General features: G+C 69.5%; 13 protein-coding genes. 6 read left to right on the plus strand and 7 right to left on the minus strand.

Translation table 11 applies throughout. The features are described 5' to 3' along the window. Positions 1-285 precede the first annotated feature (285 nt). On the plus strand, positions 286-1,329 hold the full coding sequence (locus QF037_RS19350; protein ID WP_307026964.1) for a serine hydrolase domain-containing protein: 1,044 nt from the start codon (positions 286-288) through the stop codon (positions 1,327-1,329). A gap of 84 nt (positions 1,330-1,413) precedes the next feature. On the opposite strand, the gene QF037_RS19355 is transcribed toward QF037_RS19350, so the two are convergent. Then, positions 1,414-3,120: a glycerol-3-phosphate dehydrogenase/oxidase gene (locus tag QF037_RS19355; RefSeq protein ID WP_307026966.1), complete on the minus strand. Its 1,707-nt coding sequence runs from the start codon at positions 3,118-3,120 to the stop codon at positions 1,414-1,416. Positions 3,121-3,417: 297 nt separating this feature from the next. Here QF037_RS19355 and QF037_RS19360 point away from each other — a divergent pair, with 297 nt between their 5' ends. Further along, positions 3,418-4,629, plus strand: coding sequence for a nucleotide sugar dehydrogenase (locus tag QF037_RS19360; protein WP_307026968.1), 1,212 nt, complete (start codon positions 3,418-3,420; stop codon positions 4,627-4,629). A gap of 51 nt (positions 4,630-4,680) precedes the next feature. On the opposite strand, the gene QF037_RS19365 is transcribed toward QF037_RS19360, so the two are convergent. The 4 genes from QF037_RS19365 to QF037_RS19380 form a co-directional block, all read right to left on the minus strand. Next, positions 4,681-5,805, minus strand: a complete 1,125-nt coding sequence (locus tag QF037_RS19365) for a GuaB3 family IMP dehydrogenase-related protein (RefSeq protein WP_307026970.1) — start codon at positions 5,803-5,805, stop codon at positions 4,681-4,683. Between the two features lie 116 nt (positions 5,806-5,921). Further along, a complete protein-coding gene (gene guaB, locus QF037_RS19370) occupies positions 5,922-7,427 on the minus strand; it encodes an IMP dehydrogenase (protein WP_307026972.1) in 1,506 nt (501 codons plus the stop codon). 177 nt (positions 7,428-7,604) lie between these two features. Then, positions 7,605-8,270, minus strand: coding sequence for a sigma-70 family RNA polymerase sigma factor (locus QF037_RS19375; protein WP_373463753.1), 666 nt, complete (start codon positions 8,268-8,270; stop codon positions 7,605-7,607). A 216-nt stretch (positions 8,271-8,486) separates the two neighbouring features. Next, on the minus strand, positions 8,487-9,098 hold the full coding sequence (locus QF037_RS19380) for a response regulator transcription factor (RefSeq protein ID WP_003948568.1): 612 nt from the start codon (positions 9,096-9,098) through the stop codon (positions 8,487-8,489). A 382-nt stretch (positions 9,099-9,480) separates the two neighbouring features. Between QF037_RS19380 and QF037_RS19385 the strand changes: the two genes are divergently transcribed. Continuing rightward, the gene (locus QF037_RS19385) at positions 9,481-9,810 is read left to right on the plus strand and encodes a WhiB family transcriptional regulator (protein ID WP_307026974.1); all 330 of its coding nucleotides are present in this window, start codon (positions 9,481-9,483) and stop codon (positions 9,808-9,810) included. Positions 9,811-9,849: 39 nt separating this feature from the next. Here the strand turns inward: QF037_RS19385 and QF037_RS19390 are convergent, their stop codons facing one another. After that, a complete protein-coding gene (locus QF037_RS19390; protein WP_307026975.1) occupies positions 9,850-10,749 on the minus strand; it encodes a LysR family transcriptional regulator in 900 nt (299 codons plus the stop codon). Positions 10,750-10,829: 80 nt separating this feature from the next. Between QF037_RS19390 and QF037_RS19395 the strand changes: the two genes are divergently transcribed. Next, positions 10,830-11,498, plus strand: coding sequence for an MOSC domain-containing protein (locus QF037_RS19395; RefSeq protein WP_307026976.1), 669 nt, complete (start codon positions 10,830-10,832; stop codon positions 11,496-11,498). Positions 11,499-11,549: 51 nt separating this feature from the next. Further along, positions 11,550-12,323: an SDR family NAD(P)-dependent oxidoreductase gene (locus QF037_RS19400; protein ID WP_307026978.1), complete on the plus strand. Its 774-nt coding sequence runs from the start codon at positions 11,550-11,552 to the stop codon at positions 12,321-12,323. A gap of 18 nt (positions 12,324-12,341) precedes the next feature. Here QF037_RS19400 and QF037_RS19405 read toward each other — a convergent pair whose 3' ends face one another. Next, positions 12,342-15,827, minus strand: coding sequence for a hypothetical protein (locus QF037_RS19405; protein ID WP_307026980.1), 3,486 nt, complete (start codon positions 15,825-15,827; stop codon positions 12,342-12,344). Positions 15,828-15,892: 65 nt separating this feature from the next. Here QF037_RS19405 and QF037_RS19410 point away from each other — a divergent pair, with 65 nt between their 5' ends. Continuing rightward, positions 15,893-16,600, plus strand: coding sequence for an ester cyclase (locus QF037_RS19410; RefSeq protein ID WP_307026982.1), 708 nt, complete (start codon positions 15,893-15,895; stop codon positions 16,598-16,600). Positions 16,601-16,606 lie beyond the last annotated feature (6 nt).

The raw sequence follows: 16,606 nt of genomic DNA on the forward strand, positions 1-16,606 counted from the left end.
ACAGAGCCTCCATTGTCCCTCACCCGACAAGTGCCCGACGCCCAGGGTGCCTCTGCGGACCAGCCGCCCGCCATGAGGACCGAACGCCCGCACCCCCATGAACACGGCGCGCCACGGACCCTCACACCAGGGTGACGAACACACGCCCCGCCCCACGAAGCCCGCCCCACCCGAAGACCGCCGGAAGACCGAATTCCGCCACCCTGCATGATGGGCGCCACACCAGGAACCGCCGCAACCGCCGCAGGACCCCGATCGCCGCACGAGGAACCAGGAGGGACCACGATGCCGCCGCTCCGGACAGTACTGGCCGCAGCTGTGTCCCTCGCGCTCCTCGCCCTGGCCCCGGCCGCCTCCTCCGCACCCGCGGCACCCCCGACGGACGCGATCCTCCCGCTGCTGGTCAGCGAGGGCGGAGCGCCCGCCGCCGCCCTGCTGGCCCGGGAGGAGAGCGGCACCCGCTACGCCGAGGCTGGACAGGGCATCGCCCGCGCCGACCACTTCCGCGCCGGCAGCATCACGAAGACCTTCCTCGCGACGGTCGTCCTCCAACTGGCCGAAGAACACCGGCTGTCCCTGTCCGACACCGTGGAGCGGCATCTGCCCGGCCTGGTCCACGGGGCCGGCAACGACGGCCGCACGGTCACCCTGCGTGCCCTGCTCACCCACACCAGCGGCCTGAACGACTTCACCACGGACACCGAGGGTCTGGTCCCCCTCACTCCTCTTCAAGCCGTACGGATCGCACTCACCCACCCTCCGGCCGACCCGGGCCGCTACTCCTACTCGAACACCAACTACGTCCTGCTCGGCATGGTCATCGCCCAGGTCACCGGCGACTCCTACGCGACCGAGGCCGAGCGCCGCATCATCTCTCCGCTGGGGCTGGCGGACACCTCCTTCCCTGGATCCCGCACCTCGCTCCCCACCCCGCACGGCCGCGCCTACGACACCGACGGATCGGATGTCACCGATCTGGATCCGCGGGTCGCCGGGGCAGCCGGCGAGTTGGTGACCACGCTCGCCGACCTGGACCGCTTCTACGCGGCGCTGCTCGGCGGTGAACTGCTGCCCCCGCCCCGGCTGCGCGAGATGCGCGACACCCGCGCCGCACACGGCCTGTACGGCATGGGGCTGTTCCCGGCGAAGCTGCCGTGCGGCACGACGGTGTGGGGGCACAACGGCCGGATCTCCGGCAGTTATGTGCGCACCGCGGCCACCGTCGACGGCCGTCGCGTCCTCACCTTCCGCGTGAACACGACCGCGATCGCAGACCCCCGCCTCGAACCGGCCCTGCTCGCCGCCGAGTTCTGCCCCCGCACCTCGTAGAACGAGCCGATTCCGAACGAAGATCCCGGCTCGCGACACTCGTTCGAGTGATGTCGAACCGGGATCCAGGGCCGTGCGGAAGCCCTACAGCGGCGCGATGTCCGGCGCCCCCAGCCGAGCCGCGTCGGCCGTCAGGTCGTCGGGCTGCCGCTGCGACTCCCGCTCCGCCTCCACCCGCTTCTCGTAGTGCTGGATCTCCCGCTCGATGTGGTCCTTGTCCCAGCCCAGCACCGGCGCCATCAGCTCGGCGGCCTCCCGCGCGCTACGCGTCCCCCGGTCAAAGGTCTCGATGGAGATCCGGGTCCGCCGGGTGAGCACGTCGTCCAGATGGCGCGCCCCCTCGTGCGAGGCGGCGTACACGATCTCGGCGCGCAGATAGTCCTCGGCCGCCGGCAGCGGCTCCCCGAGTGAGGCGTCCGCCGCGATGAGGTCCAGGACCTCCTCCGCCAGCGAACCGAACCGGTTCAGCAGATGCTCCACCCGCACCACGTGCAGCCCCGTCCGGGCGGCGATCCGCGCTCGCGCGTTCCACAGCGCCCGGTACCCCTCGGCGCCCAGCAGCGGCACGTCCTCGGTGACGCACTCGGCGACCCGCAGATCGAGGGCGTGCACGGCCTCGTCCACGGCGTCCTTGGCCATGACCCGGTACGTCGTGTACTTGCCGCCCGCCACGACCACGAGCCCCGGCACGGGATGCGCCACGGTGTGCTCGCGGGACAGCTTGCTGGTGGCGTCCGACTCCCCGGCCAGCAACGGCCGCAGACCCGCGTACACGCCCTCGACGTCGTCGCGTGTGAGCGGCACGGCGAGCACGGAGTTCACGTGTTCCAGCAGATAGTCGATGTCCGCGCTGGAGGCGGCGGGATGTGCCTTGTCGAGGTCCCAGTCGGTGTCGGTCGTGCCGATGATCCAGTGCCGGCCCCACGGAATGACGAACAGCACCGACTTCTCGGTGCGCAGGATCAGCCCGGTCGTCGCATGGATGCGGTCCTTGGGCACGACGAGGTGGATGCCCTTGGACGCCCGTACGTGGAACTGTCCCCGCTCACCCACCATGGCCTGTGTGTCGTCGGTCCACACGCCCGTGGCGTTGACGACCTGCTTGGCGCGGACCTCGTACTCCCCGCCCGCCTCGACGTCCTGCACCCGGGCGCCGACGACGCGTTCGCCCTCGCGGAGGAAGCCGGTCACCCGGGCGCGGTTGGCGACCTGCGCGCCGTACGCCGCCGCCGTGCGCACCAGGGTGGCCACGAAGCGGGCGTCGTCCATCTGGGCGTCGTAGTACTGGAGGGCGCCGACCAGGGCGTCCTTCTTCAAGGCGGGTGCGATGCGCAGTGCGTGGCGGCGGCTCAGATGCCGGTGCATCGGCAGGCCTCGCCCGTGCCCGCGGGCCATCGACATGGTGTCGTAGAGCGCGACGCCGGAGCCGGCGTACAACCGCTCCCAGCCCTTGTGCTGGAGCGGGTACAGGAACGGCACCGGCTTCACGAGGTGCGGAGCGAGCCGTTCCAGCAACAGCCCGCGCTCCTTCAACGCCTCCCGGACGAGGGCGAAGTCGAGCATCTCCAGGTAGCGCAGGCCGCCGTGGATGAGCTTGCTCGACCGGCTCGAGGTGCCCGACGCCCAGTCACGTGCCTCGACCAGGCCGACGGACAGCCCGCGCGTCACCGCGTCGAGGGCGGTCCCGGCACCGACCACACCGGCGCCCACCACCAGTAGGTCCAGCTCGCGCTCGGCCATGGCTGCGAGCGCCTCGGCTCGCTGCGCCGGCCCCAGTGTCGCTGTCCTCACCGCTGCCTCCCGCTGTTCGGTCACGCCGGTCTCACCTGTGAGGAGTGACCCGGTCCGTATCCCTCATGCCCAAATTCTGACCGCCTTGCCCGACTTCAGCCACCAGTCACCCCCAGCCTGTGGACAACTTCCACAAGACGTAGGCCAAAGCTCCAGGGACTCCTGCGGGAAGACACAAGGAATCAATCTCGTATTTCGGTCAGATTTACTCTTAGTCTGACATTGCGCTCGCTCGTCCAGTCCACAGGGCTTGCGCACCTGTCCCGCTTCGGCTACTGGGAAGGACGGTCCAACGCCATGCCCGCAGATCTCGCCGTCATCGGACTCGGCCCCTACGGACTGCCCCTGGCCCAGGCCGCCGTCGCCGCCGGCATCCCCACGCTCGGTTACCGCACCGGACCCGAGCCCGGCTCCCTCAGCCCCGCCGAACTGCGCCGGATGCTCTCGGGGGGCTTCCGGCCGACCACCTCCCCCGCCGAGCTCGGCCGGGTGCGCACCGCGGTCATCTGCGCGCCCACCCCGCGCGGGGCGGACGGCGGGCTCGACCTCACCCAGGTGGAGTCCGCGGCCCGCACCCTGGCCGCCCACCTGCGCCCGCACACCACGGTCATCCTGGAGTCCCCGGTCCCCCCGGGCACCACCGAGGACCGCCTTCGCCCCCTTCTCGAAGAGGGCTCCGGCCTCCGCGCGGGCCGCGACTTCCACCTCGCCTACTCCCCCAGCCGCGTCGACCCCGGCAACCGCGACTTCACGCCCGCCAACACCCCCAAGGTGATCGGCGGCCTGACCCCCGCCTGCACCGAGTCGGCGGCCGCCTTCTACTCACGCCTCACCGACAAGGTGGTACGCGCGCGTGGCCCGCGAGAGGCGGAGACGGTCCAGCTCCTGGAGACCAACTACCGCCATGTCAACATCGCCCTCGTCAACGAGATGGCCGTCCTCTGCCACGACCTGGGTGTCGACCTGTGGGACGTCGTCCGGTGCGCGGAGACCAAGCCCTTCGGCTTCCAGTCCTTCCGCCCCGGCCCCGGCGTCGGCGGCCACGCGGTCCCCCAGGACCTGACCGGCGCCCCCACCGGCCGCGCCCTGCGCATGGTCGAACTGGCCCAACAGGTCAACAGCCAGATGCCGCGTTACGTCGTCCAGCGCGCCGCCGCCCTCCTCAACGAGCACGGCAAGTCGGCCCGGGGCGCCCGTATCCTGCTCCTCGGCGTGACCTACAAGCCCGACCTCGCCGACCAACAGGGCACCCCAGCCCGCGAGATCGCGATCCGCCTGATGGAACTGGGCGCCTCGGTGAGCTACCACGATCCCCACGTTCCCTCCTGGAACGTCCTCGACCGCCCGGTCCCCCGCGCGGACTCCCTCTACGAGGCCGCTGCTGACGCGGACCTGACAATCCTGCTCCAGCAACACCGGACGTACGACCTCCAGGGCCTGTCGGTGAAGGCACAGCTGCTGCTGGACACGCGGGGCGCCACGCCTACGGGGGCGGCGCACAGGCTGTGAAAGGGGGCCGGCCGCCCCACCGGGCGACCGGCCCCCTTCCCGTCGTACGGCCTACCGCTTGTGCTGCGAGTCAGCCACCGTCACCTCGACGCGCTGGAACTCCTTCAGCTCGCTGTATCCGGTCGTGGCCATCGCCCGCCGCAGCGCGCCGAAGAAGTTCATCGAGCCGTCCGGGATGTGCGACGGGCCCGTCAGGACCTCCTCGATCGTGCCGACCGTGCCGAGGTCGACCTTCTTGCCGCGCGGCAGCTCCTCGTTGACGGCCTCCATGCCCCAGTGGTTGCCCTTGCCCGGCGCGTCCGTCGCGCGGGCCAGCGGGGAGCCCATCATCACGGCGTCCGCGCCGCAGGCGATCGCCTTGGAGAGGTCGCCGGACCAGCCCACGCCGCCGTCCGCGATCACGTGCGCGTACCGGCCGCCGGACTCGTCCATGTAGTCCCGGCGAGCGGCGGCGACGTCGGCCACCGCGGTCGCCATCGGGACCTGGATGCCCAGCACATTGCGCGTGGTGTGCGCCGCGCCGCCGCCGAAGCCGACCAGGACGCCCGCGGCGCCGGTGCGCATCAGGTGCAGGGCGGCGGTGTAGGTGGCGCAGCCGCCCACGATCACCGGGACGTCGAGCTCGTAGATGAACTGCTTCAGGTTCAGCGGCTCGTGCGAACCCGACACGTGCTCGGCCGACACCGTCGTACCGCGAATGACGAAGATGTCCACGCCCGCGTCGACGACGGCCTTGGAGAACTGCGCCGTGCGCTGCGGGGACAGCGCGGCCGCGGTGACCACGCCCGAGTCGCGCACCTCCTTGATGCGCTGGCCGATCAGCTCCTCTTTGATGGGGGCGGAGTAGATCTCCTGGAGGCGCCGGGTCGCCGTCTCCGAGTCCATGCCGACGATTTCGTCGAGCAGCGGCTGCGGGTCCTCGTACCGCGTCCACAGGCCCTCGAGGTTCAGCACGCCGAGGCCGCCGAGCTCGCCGATGCGGATCGCGGTGGCCGGGGAGACGACCGAGTCCATGGGGGCGGCCAGGAACGGCAGCTCGAAGCGGTAGGCGTCGATCTGCCAGGCGATCGAGACCTCCTTCGGGTCGCGCGTACGACGGCTCGGGACGACGGCGATGTCGTCGAAGGCGTACGCCCGGCGGCCGCGCTTGCCGCGCCCGATCTCGATCTCAGTCACGTGTGTGGCCTTTCCCTGATGCGTTGCAGCGCCTTCCAGTATCCCCGACGGATACGCCGAGGGCGGCCCCGGAGTCCCGGGGCCGCCCTCGATCGGCACTCACGCGCGCGTGGGGGTCACTTACGGCTGTAGTTCGGCGCCTCGACCGTCATCTGGATGTCGTGCGGGTGCGACTCCTTCAGACCCGCCGAGGTGATCCGTACGAAGCGGCCGTTGGCCTGCAGATCCGGCACCGTGCGGCCGCCGACGTAGAACATCGACTGGCGCAGTCCGCCGACCAGCTGGTGGACGACCGAGTGCAGCGGACCGCGGTAGGGCACCTGGCCCTCGATGCCCTCGGGGACCAGCTGCTCGTCGGAGGCGACGCCCTCCTGGAAGTAGCGGTCCTTGGAGAACGACTTGCGCTCGCCGCGCGTCTGCATGGCGCCGAGCGAGCCCATGCCGCGGTACGACTTGAACTGCTTGCCGTTGATGAACATCAGCTCGCCCGGGGACTCCTCGCAGCCCGCGAGCAGCGAACCCAGCATCACGGTGTCGGCGCCCGCGACCAGGGCCTTGGCGATGTCGCCGGAGTACTGGAGGCCACCGTCGCCGATGACCGGGATACCGGCCTCCTTGGCGGCCAGCGCGGCCTCGTAGATCGCGGTGACCTGCGGGACGCCGATGCCGGCGACGACACGGGTCGTACAGATGGAGCCGGGACCGACGCCGACCTTGATGCCGTCCACGCCGGCGTCGATGAGCGACTGGGCGCCGTCACGGGTGGCGATGTTGCCGCCGATGACGTCGACGCCCGCGGAGTTCGACTTGATCTTGGCGACCATGTCGCCGACGAGCCGGGAGTGGCCGTGCGCGGTGTCCACGACGATGAAGTCGACGCCGACCTCGATCAGGGCCTGGGCGCGCTCGAAGGCGTCACCGGCGACACCGACCGCGGCACCGACGAGCAGCCGGCCCTCGGCGTCCTTCGCGGCGTTCGGGTACTTCTCCGCCTTGACGAAGTCCTTGACGGTGATGAGGCCCTTGAGGACGCCCGCGTCGTCGACCAGCGGAAGCTTCTCGATCTTGTGCTTGCGCAGCAGCTCCATGGCCTCGACGCCGGAGATGCCGACCTTGCCGGTGACCAGCGGCATCGGCGTCATGACCTCGCGGACCCGGCGGGAGCGGTCGCTCTCGAAGGCCATGTCGCGGTTGGTGACGATGCCGAGGAGCTTCTTGCCGGGGTCGGTGACCGGGACACCGCTGATGCGGAACTTGGCGCACAGCGCGTCGGCCTCGGCGAGCGTGGCGTCCGGGTGCACGGTGATCGGGTCGGCCACCATGCCGGACTCGGAGCGCTTCACCAGGTCGACCTGGTTGGCCTGGTCCTCGATGGAGAGATTGCGGTGCAGAACACCGACGCCGCCCTGACGGGCCATCGCGATCGCCATGCGCGACTCGGTGACCTTGTCCATGGCGGCGGACAGCAGCGGGATGTTCACCCGCACGTTCCTGGAGACGTACGAGGCGGTGTCGATCTCGTCGGGCGCCATGTCCGACGCGCCCGGCAGCAGCAGCACGTCGTCGTAGGTCAGCCCGAGTGTCGCGAATTTGTCAGGCACTCCGTCGACGTTTGCAGTCATGACACCTTCCCCAATGGCCTTGATCGGTGCGGATGTCCATGCTAACGGGAAGGAAGGGTCCCGAATTCCACGGTTCCGTCCGGCTACCGGCTTCGTATGTTTGTACGGAACTGAGGTACGGCCTGTTCACCGAAGGAACAAAGACAAGGGACGACCGCGGGGAACAACCTCGGGGAGCTACTGCTCGGCAAGGGCTCGCAGCCGGCTCAACGCCCGGTGCTGAGCCACCCGCACCGCCCCGGGTGACATTCCCAACATCTGTCCCGTCTCCTCCGCCGTCAGCCCCACCGCGATCCGCAGCAGCAGCAGCTCCCGCTGGTTCTCGGGGAGGTTGGCCAGCAGCTTCTTGGCCCATTCGGCGTCACTGCTGAGCAGCGCCCGCTCCTCGGGGCCGAGCGAGTCGTCCGGCCGCTCGGGCATCTCGTCGGACGGGACCGCCGTCGAGCCGGGACCACGCATCGCCGCACGCTGCAGGTCGGCGACCTTGTGCGCGGCGATGGCGAAGACGAAGGCCTCGAAGGGGCGACCGGTGTCCCGGTAGCGCGGCAGGGCGAGGAGAACCGCGACACAGACCTCCTGCGCCAGGTCCTCCACGAAGTGACGTGCGTCGCCGGGCAGCCGTGACAGCCGGGTGCGGCAGTAGCGCAGCGCCAGTGGGTGGACATGGGCGAGCAGGTCGTGTGTCGCCTGCTCATCCCCGTCGACGGCGCGGTGAACGAGCCCACCGATCACCGTCGTCTCGTCCTCGCGCATCGGTCCATGGTGCCTTGCGGCCGATTCATCCGCGGCACCACGTCCGATGTTGTGCACCGAAGCGTTATGAGCAGGTGCGCCGGAACTCATACCCTGCGCCCTCCCCTTCCGCTCGACCGACTCGTCCCCGAGAGACTCCACACCTCAAGGATGCGGCATCGGCGCCGAAACAAGCAGCGGACACCGTCAGGGCCCCTTGACCGACGCCGGCCTCCGCGCCCCGCAGGGGCGCGGGCCTGCATCAACATGCGGTTACCGCCGCGCGGGCGCGACCGGCCACGAACGACCCGCAGCCCATACGACTAGCTAGCGAACCAGACCCCAGCGGAACCCGAGCGCGACCGCATGCGCCCGGTCGGACGCACCGAGCTTCTTGAACAGCCGACGCGCGTGCGTCTTCACGGTGTCCTCGGACAGGAACAGCTCACGCCCGATCTCCGCGTTGGACCGACCGTGGCTCATCCCTTCGAGCACCTGGATCTCACGCGCGGTGAGCGTCGGCGCCGCCCCCATCTCGGCGGACCGCAGCCGACGGGGAGCGAGCCGCCACGTCGGGTCGGCGAGGGCCTGCGTCACCGTCGCCCGCAGCTCCGCGCGCGACGCGTCCTTGTGCAGATAGCCCCGCGCGCCCGCGGCGACCGCGAGCGCGACCCCGTCCAGGTCCTCCGCGACGGTGAGCATGATGATGCGCGCACCCGGGTCGGCGGACAGCAGCCGCCGGACGGTCTCGACGCCGCCCAGACCGGGCATGCGTACGTCCATCAGAATCAGGTCCGAGCGGTCGGCGCCCCAGCGGCGGAGGACTTCCTCGCCGTTGGCCGCGGTCGTCACGCGCTCGACGCCGGGCACGGTCGCGACCGCGCGGCGGAGCGCCTCTCGGGCAAGCGGGGAGTCGTCGCAGACGAGGACGGATGTCATGGCCGCCCTCCGCAGCTGATGCACGTCACCTTGAGCCTCCAGGCTGGTACGAAATCGTCACCTGTGCGGTCGACCGTCTCGGACGCCTGCCCGAGCGCTTTGTGTTTCAACCGCCTCCGCACTCTCAACGACGGTCACTCGAAAGAGTTACGGGGCCGTGTGCCATCTTCGGCACTCTACGTGAGGGGACGGATACGGCGCAGACATGCACGACGGACCCACAACGTTTCATCACAACCAGTGCCCCATTTAGCTCCATTTGTTCCCATTTCCTGGTGTCTGAGGCTAGATTCGCAATGAGTCATATTTTCATCTCCTTAGATCGGAGATGTACGGTCGTAGACACCGAATCCGCCACAGAACGGCTACAAGGGGTCACGCAATGGCAGATTTCTCCCGCCTTCCCGGACCGAACGCGGACCTGTGGGACTGGCAGCTCCTGGCCGCCTGTCGCGGGGTGGACAGCTCGCTCTTCTTTCATCCGGAGGGCGAGCGAGGAGCGGCCCGGAGCGCTCGTGAGAACTCGGCCAAGGAGGTCTGCATGAGATGCCCGGTCCGCGCCCAGTGCGCGGCGCACGCGTTGGCGGTGAGAGAGCCGTACGGCGTGTGGGGCGGATTGACCGAGGACGAGCGCGAGGAGCTCATGGGGCGGGCGCGGAACCGGCTGGTGACGGCGTCGTCGGTCGGTGGGCATGCCGTCACGAACAACTGAAGGAACGTTTCTTCCGAAAGGGCGTACGCGTGCCCTTCCTTACTTCCGGCCCGCCGCGACGGCGAGGCGGTCCAGGGTCGCCGCCACCGCGGGCACCTGGGCCAGATCGGGCAGGGTCAGCGCGACGATCTCCCGCCGCACGGCCGGTTCCAGCGTGACGGTGCGCGCGCCCCGCGGCCGTACGGACTCGATGGCCAGCTGCGGCAGCACGGCCACGCCGAGGCCGGCGCCCACCAGTCCCACCACCGCCGGATAGTCGTCGGTCGCAAAGTCGATGCGGGGTGTGAACCCGGCGCCCTCGCACACCTCGACCAACTGCCCACGGCAGCGCGGACATCCGGCGATCCAGGGCTCCCGCGCCAGCTCCCCGATGGCCACGGACCCGGCGGACGCGAGCCGGTGCCGCTCCGGTACGAGGGCGACGAGACGGTCCCGCAGCAGTGGCCGTACGACGAGGTCGTCCCACTCGCCCTCCTGGGCGGCCCCCTCGTACCGGAAGGCGAGGGCGACATCGCAGTCGCCCTCCCTCAGCATCGCGACGGACTGCGGGGGTTCGGCCTCCTCCAGGGAGACCCGCGTGCCCGGGTGCGCGGCACGCAGCGCCGCGAGCGCGGTCGGTACGAGGGTGGAGCTGCCGCTGGGAAAGGAGACGAGCCGTACGCGCCCGGCCCGCAGTCCGGCGATGGCGGCAACCTCTTCCTCTGCCGCCGTCAGTCCGGCGAGGATCCCGGCGGCGTGCCGCACGAGCGCCTCCCCCGCCTGGGTCAGCCGCATCTCACGGCCGCTGCGGATGAGCAGCGGGGTGCCGACGGACGCCTCCAGGGCCTTCATCTGCTGGCTCACGGCGGGCTGGGTGCATCCCAGTTCGCGCCCGGCGGCGGAGAAGGAGCCGGTGGCGGCGACGGCGCGCAGGACACGGAGATGACGGGCCTCGATCACCCTCCGAGGATAAGCCGGGCTTTGGCACGACGGCGAATATTGCGTGGCGCCTTTGGGCGCCGGTCTCCTACCGTGCCGCTATGAAGCTTCTGTCGGTGAATCTGGGCCGCGAGAAGGCCGTTTCGTACACGGACAACCCCGAGGGCGTCACCGGTATCGACAAGCGGCCCGTCGAAACACCGGTACGGGTGGCCGCGCCCGGCCCCAGGGGCATCGGCGGGAGCGGGCTCGCCGGAGACGCTGTGTGCAAGAGACAGCACCACGGCGGCGACGACCAGGCCGTGTACGCGATGGCGCGCGAGGACCTGGACGACTGGGAGCGCGAGCTCGGCCGTTCCCTGGCCGACGGCGCCTTCGGCGAGAACCTCACGACCCAGGGCATCGACGTCTCCGGCGCGCTGATCGGCGAACGCTGGCGCATCGGGCCCGAGGTGGTGCTGGAGGTCACCAGCGCGCGCATCCCGTGCGGCACCTTCCAGGGCCATATGGAGGAGCAGCGGTGGGTGAAGCGGTTCACGCAGAAGGGCGCGCCCGGGGCGTACCTGCGGGTGATCCGGCCCGGTGAGATCCGTTCCGGGGACCCGGTCGAGATCGTGCACCGGCCGGACCACGAGGTGACGGTCGCCCTGGCGTTCCGGGCGATGACCACCGAACGGCCCCTCCAGCCGCGGCTGTTGGCGGCTGGCGAGGCGCTCCATCCGGAAGTGCGGCAGTGGGCGCTCGCATATGTGGAGAAGCACGGCGCCTGACGGCGTCCTCGCAAGCGGACGCTGTCCGTCCCCGGTCACTAACCTTGCGGCATGACAACGGCATTGATTACGGGATCGACCGCGGGCATCGGTGCCGCGTTCGCACGGCGCCTCGCCGCCGACGGCCACAACCTCGTCCTGGTGGCCCGCGACACCAAGCGGCTGCGCGAACAGGCCACCGAACTCCACGACCGCCACGGCATCGAGGCGGAGGTCCTCACGGCGGATCTCGCGGAGGACTCCGGCATCGAGACCGTGGCCGCCCGCCTCTCCGACCGCAGGAACCAGGTCGACCTGCTGGTGAACAACGCGGGCTTCGGCAACAAGGGCCGCTACCTCGATGTCTCCATGGCCGACGAGCTGAAGATGCTCAAGGTCCACTGCGAGGCGGTGCTCCGGCTGACGTCGGCGGCGACGGAGGGGATGCGTGAGCGGGGCCGCGGTGGCGTGGTCAACGTCGCCTCGGTGGCGGCCTTCGTCCCCCGCGGCACGTACGGGGCGTCCAAGGCGTGGGTCGTGCAGTTCACCCAGGGGGCGGCCAAGGATCTGGCGGGGAGCGGGGTGCGCTTGATGGCCCTGTGCCCCGGCTTCGTGCGCACCGAGTTCCATGAGCGGGCGGGCATGGGCACGGACAACATTCCCGGCTGGATGTGGCTCGATGCCGACAAGCTCGTGGCGGCCGCGCTGCACGACCTCGCGCGGGGCAAGACGCTGTCGATTCCGGATCCCCGGTACAAGGCGTTGATGGGCGTGGTGAAGGTGGTGCCTCGGGGGTTGCTCGGGGGGATCAGCTCCAGGACGGGGCGGAAGTACGGGCCGCAGTAGGTTGGCCCGTCTCAGGGTTCAGGGAGCGGCGTTCGTTCCGTCGGCCTCCCCGTCCTGTCGCCTGTGCCACCCTTCGATCGCATCGATGGCGATGGACGCGAGGCCCGGATCGAACTTCAATAAGTCCGGGAGGCAATGCGGCCACCAGCCGTGATGAAGAGCCTGCGCGAGGTGAGTCCGTGCCCCGGATGCGGTCGCGGTCCGGGCAAGGGCCAGGTGCGCCTGAGCGGCTTCCCGGCCTGCTCTGATGTTCAGGGTCAGTAGTTCGGCCCGTTCCCGTTGGCCATGGCGTACGTAGGCCTCCACCAGGTCGGCCTGGGCCGCGGCCTTGGCCGACGGGCTGGGCACCCTGTCCACAAGACGTTCCGCTCGCGAGAAATTTCCGAGCGCCACCATGGCGTGAGCCAGGTCGTGTATCTCTGTACCGGTGATACGCCCCGTTTCAGCGAGGAGCTCGGCCTGGTCCATCTGGACCTGAGCGCGACTGGCGTCTCCACTGCGGGCCAGCACCCGCGCCAACGCGGCGGCCGCCCGCACGGAAGGCGCCCTGCTCGCCTGCCCTTCGGCTTCTGCGATGCGCGGCCCTGCTTCTCCCGCCCGTCCGGTCGACAGCAGTTCGTGCGCAATCTCCGCCAGGGCCCAGGCGTCCGGCCGAAGTTGCTCCGGTCCGCGAGCCAGATCGACAGCGCGCTCGAACTCTCCTGCTTCGGCGAGAGCCACGGCTGTGATGAAAGGGAGCCTGCTTCGGCTGAGACTCAAGGGCACGCGCGCGGCTCTCTCCGCGTCGTCGAGCCTGCCGAGAACGACCATCGCTTGTGTGATCTCCACCCAGATCCGCTCCTGCTCGCGTGCGCTCCCGGCGCGGGCCGCAAGAGATTCGGCTCGGGTGAGAAAGTCCGCATCGGCCAGTGCGCGTGCCAACAAGACCGTCAGTTCCCTACGCGCGGGTTCGACAGCCGCCCACCGGGCCGGCAGCGTGGCAAGGTCATGCTCAGCGCCCTCCAGGAGCGATCTGGATGCCTCGGCAAGGCCGGCTCCGGCCAGCGCTGACGCGACCACGAAGGCGGCCCGCAGCCTCGCTGGAGTGCTCACCGACCGGCGTGCCAGGCTTTCGCTTTCGACGAGGACGTCGCGGGCCCGCTCGGGTGAACCGCTCAAGGACAGTTCGACGGAGATCCGGACCAACGGATCGATGGAACCGTCTTCTTCGGCCAGCATTCCACCGATCCTGAGGGCTTCCTCCACCTGACCTTCTCTGATCTTGGCCAGAGAGATCTCGAGGAGTGCCTCGGACAGACTCAGGTCCTCCGTGATGAGGCGAGCCAATCGGAACGCCTCATCCATGTCTCCGGCGCGGCAGAGCTGAGTGACAGCGACGGCAGCGCCCGCGGAGAGGTGCGGCCCGACAGGTAACAGACGAAGCAGTGACTTGACGTCGTCCATGTGCCCTGACCGCGCACTCTCGGCAATCATCTTCGCTATCAGTTCGAAGCGCCATTCGGCCATCGTGTCCTTGCGAACAAGCTCCAGCCCCGTTTCCACTTGCCCCGCCGCTGCCAGCAGAGGGACAAGCTCTGCGAGGCGGACATAGGCACGGATGGAGAGCGCTTCTTCGATCAGCACTCGTGCGTGCTCTTCCTGCTTCATCCGACGCTGGACTGCCGCGAGCCGGATGAGCGCCAGTTTCCTGTTGACCGGTGAGGCGGTGGCACGGGCGATGTCCTCGGCCTCGGCGGCATGGCCGCACTCGGCCAAGGCCGCAGCCAGGTAGATCGGTGCCTCCGCGGCGAACCCCAGCGCCATGGCCATTCTTTCCACACGCGCGCGTTCTCCCGCTCGGACCAGCCGGTCGACGATCCAATGGGCGGTCCGGGAGTGCACCCGGACCTTCTCCGAGCCGGCCGCCAGTTCTTCGGCACGTTCGTACTGGTCCACCCATAGCAGCGCCAGCAACACGCGCACGAGTACGCGCTCACGTGTCGCCTCGTCCGGCTCCTGGCGGGCCATCGCCACTGCCTCGTCCAGCACCCTTAGGGCTTCGGTTCCCGTCAGCCGCTCCCCGACCTCGGCAAGCGCGAGCGCACGCTCACGCCTGCCCGGGAAGCTCCGAGCGACCGCTTCCCCACGGCTCGGTTCCCCCGCGCACACCCATGCCGCGGGGATGGCGAGCCTGACTCCCGAAGTCCGTTCCTCGAGCGCGTTTCGGTGAATGGCCAATTCCAACGCCTGACTGAGCCGTCCGGCGCCTTCCTCGATGATCAGGTTGCTCGCGTCCCTGATCTCGGCAAGCGCGAGGGAATCACTGCCGGACGCATGGAGAAGGCGGTCATGCCGCTCACTGTCCGCGGCACACAGAATCACCCGCTCGACATCCCGGCGGGCGCGCAGCATCTGGAAGTAACCCCGGAGCAGATAGGCAGGAGTGTCGGGAGGCCAGCCTCGGTCACGGTATTCGTCGCCCCAGTCGTGCAGGCGCTGCCGATAGGACTCGACCGCCGCCGGCCCCAGCATGTCCGCCGCCTGCCTCTGCAGCTCTTCGTGCGCGAGCAGATGCACAGGCCGGCCGGGGGTGCTGAGCAGTTGGATCTCGCGGATCGCGAAGGTTCTTCCCGCTCTGGTCCTGAGGATGTCCTTGATGCCGTAGTCGGTCTCATCGGACAGGTGTGCGAGCTCTGCTGTGGTCAGACCGCTTTCCGCTGCGACCACGAAACCCAGCAGGTCACGCGAGACCCGGCTCTCCGCCAGAAACGTCTTGAGTTCCCGCTCCGCTTCGGTACGAACCGCTTGCGCGTACTGCGAGGGGACCAGCCGACGGACACATCGCGGATCACGGAGCGGATGGTTCTCCGGCACGTCGGTGGGCAGCGGCGGGTTGAGGCGTCCGGAGACGATGACACGGATACCGCTCTCCTCACGAGGCGGAAGGACGCCCGCGATGCTGTGGGCGTCGGGTCCGGTGGTGACGCCCCGGTCCTCGTCCAGACCGTCTACCAACAGCACCAATTGCTCGCGGCGCTCACGACAGATCCGGGCTGCCTGCTCGTACAGACGCAGCAGATGAGCATCCCGTGTCGCCTCCGTCAGATGCGCCGGCAAGCTGTCCTCGGCCAGCTCGGCGAGCTGTTCCAGGACGACATCTCCGAAGGCCACCACGTCGTTCTGTGCCCGCCATCGGGCGGTGACGAAGAACGGCACGATGCGCACGCGCGGAGGCGGATGCAGTGCGAACCACGCCATCAGCGCCGTCTTGCCCGCCCATGCCTCAGCCCGCCACCATCCATATGAGGGGCCTTCGGTCCTGTCCGGGGCGCAGAATGTGGCGAGTTCCTCCAACTCGCTTTCTCTGCCCATGATTTCCGGGGGAGCGATCCGGAGCACCTGCTCCCAGTACGCAGACCGCACTCTGGGCGCCAACAGGACCCGGTTGTTGTCCCCCGTGACAGCCACACCCACGGCCCCGCCCGCCGAGACGGACCGCTCCCCCCGCGCCTCCATGACGCTCATGATGCCAAAGAGGAGGAGAATGGACCCGTACGACCGGGCCCAGGGGGGCTGGAGGCGACGGTGTCATGACCTTCGTACAGCTCATCGACTGCAGGACCAGCCGGTTCGACGAGATGAACCGGCTGATGGACACATGGGTCGAGCAGACCCAGGGGAGACGGACGGCGACGCACACCACCATCGCGAAGGACCGGGGGGATGCGTCGCACTTCGTCGAGATCGTGGAGTTTCCGTCGTACGAGGAGGCGATGCGGAACTCCGGGCTGCCGGAGACCGACAGGATCTTCCGCGAGGTGGTCGCTCTGTGCGACGAGATGCCGACCTTCACCGATCTGGAGGTGGTGCGGGACGAGCAGCTGTACGCGCACACCGCTCGACGGTTCTTCGAGACCTTGGCCGGGAGCGGGGAGCTGTCGGCGCTCGGGGAGCTGGTCGCCGAGGAGTATCACGATCACGATCCCGCCAATGACCAGGACGCCGTCGGGTTCGATGCCATGCGGCAGGAGGTCGAGACGTGGCGGGGGGCCTTCGACTTCGGGTTCACGATCCATGAGCAGATCGCCCAGGGCGACCGGGTGTGTACCCGGTGGACCTGGAACGGGACCCATGTCGGGGACTTCTTCGGGATCGCGGCCAGCGGGAAGCGGGTCACCATGACCGGGACCACCATTCACCGGTGCGCCCCGGACGGGCGGATCGTCGAGGGGTGGTGGCAGTACGACCGGCTCGGGCTGATGGGGCAGTTGGGTGCGCTGGACGCGCTGGAGCAGTAGGGCGGC

Origin of the sequence: Streptomyces canus (assembly GCF_030815415.1) — a bacterium.
GTDB lineage: Bacteria > Actinomycetota > Actinomycetes > Streptomycetales > Streptomycetaceae > Streptomyces > Streptomyces canus_F.

What these genes read in the sequence shown, in the direction of transcription:
- QF037_RS19350 (WP_307026964.1), top strand. Translation starts at nt 286, where the DNA reads ATGCCGCCGCTCCGGACAGTACTGGCCGCAGCTGTGTCCCTCGCGCTC.
- QF037_RS19360 (WP_307026968.1), top strand. Translation starts at nt 3,418, where the DNA reads ATGCCCGCAGATCTCGCCGTCATCGGACTCGGCCCCTACGGACTGCCC.
- guaB (WP_307026972.1), bottom strand. Translation starts at nt 7,427, where the DNA reads ATGACTGCAAACGTCGACGGAGTGCCTGACAAATTCGCGACACTCGGG.
- QF037_RS19375 (WP_373463753.1), bottom strand. Translation starts at nt 8,270, where the DNA reads ATGAGTTCCGGCGCACCTGCTCATAACGCTTCGGTGCACAACATCGGA.
- QF037_RS19380 (WP_003948568.1), bottom strand. Translation starts at nt 9,098, where the DNA reads ATGACATCCGTCCTCGTCTGCGACGACTCCCCGCTTGCCCGAGAGGCG.
- QF037_RS19385 (WP_307026974.1), top strand. Translation starts at nt 9,481, where the DNA reads ATGGCAGATTTCTCCCGCCTTCCCGGACCGAACGCGGACCTGTGGGAC.
- QF037_RS19395 (WP_307026976.1), top strand. Translation starts at nt 10,830, where the DNA reads ATGAAGCTTCTGTCGGTGAATCTGGGCCGCGAGAAGGCCGTTTCGTAC.
- QF037_RS19400 (WP_307026978.1), top strand. Translation starts at nt 11,550, where the DNA reads ATGACAACGGCATTGATTACGGGATCGACCGCGGGCATCGGTGCCGCG.
- QF037_RS19405 (WP_307026980.1), bottom strand. Translation starts at nt 15,827, where the DNA reads ATGAGCGTCATGGAGGCGCGGGGGGAGCGGTCCGTCTCGGCGGGCGGG.
- QF037_RS19410 (WP_307026982.1), top strand. Translation starts at nt 15,893, where the DNA reads ATGACCTTCGTACAGCTCATCGACTGCAGGACCAGCCGGTTCGACGAG.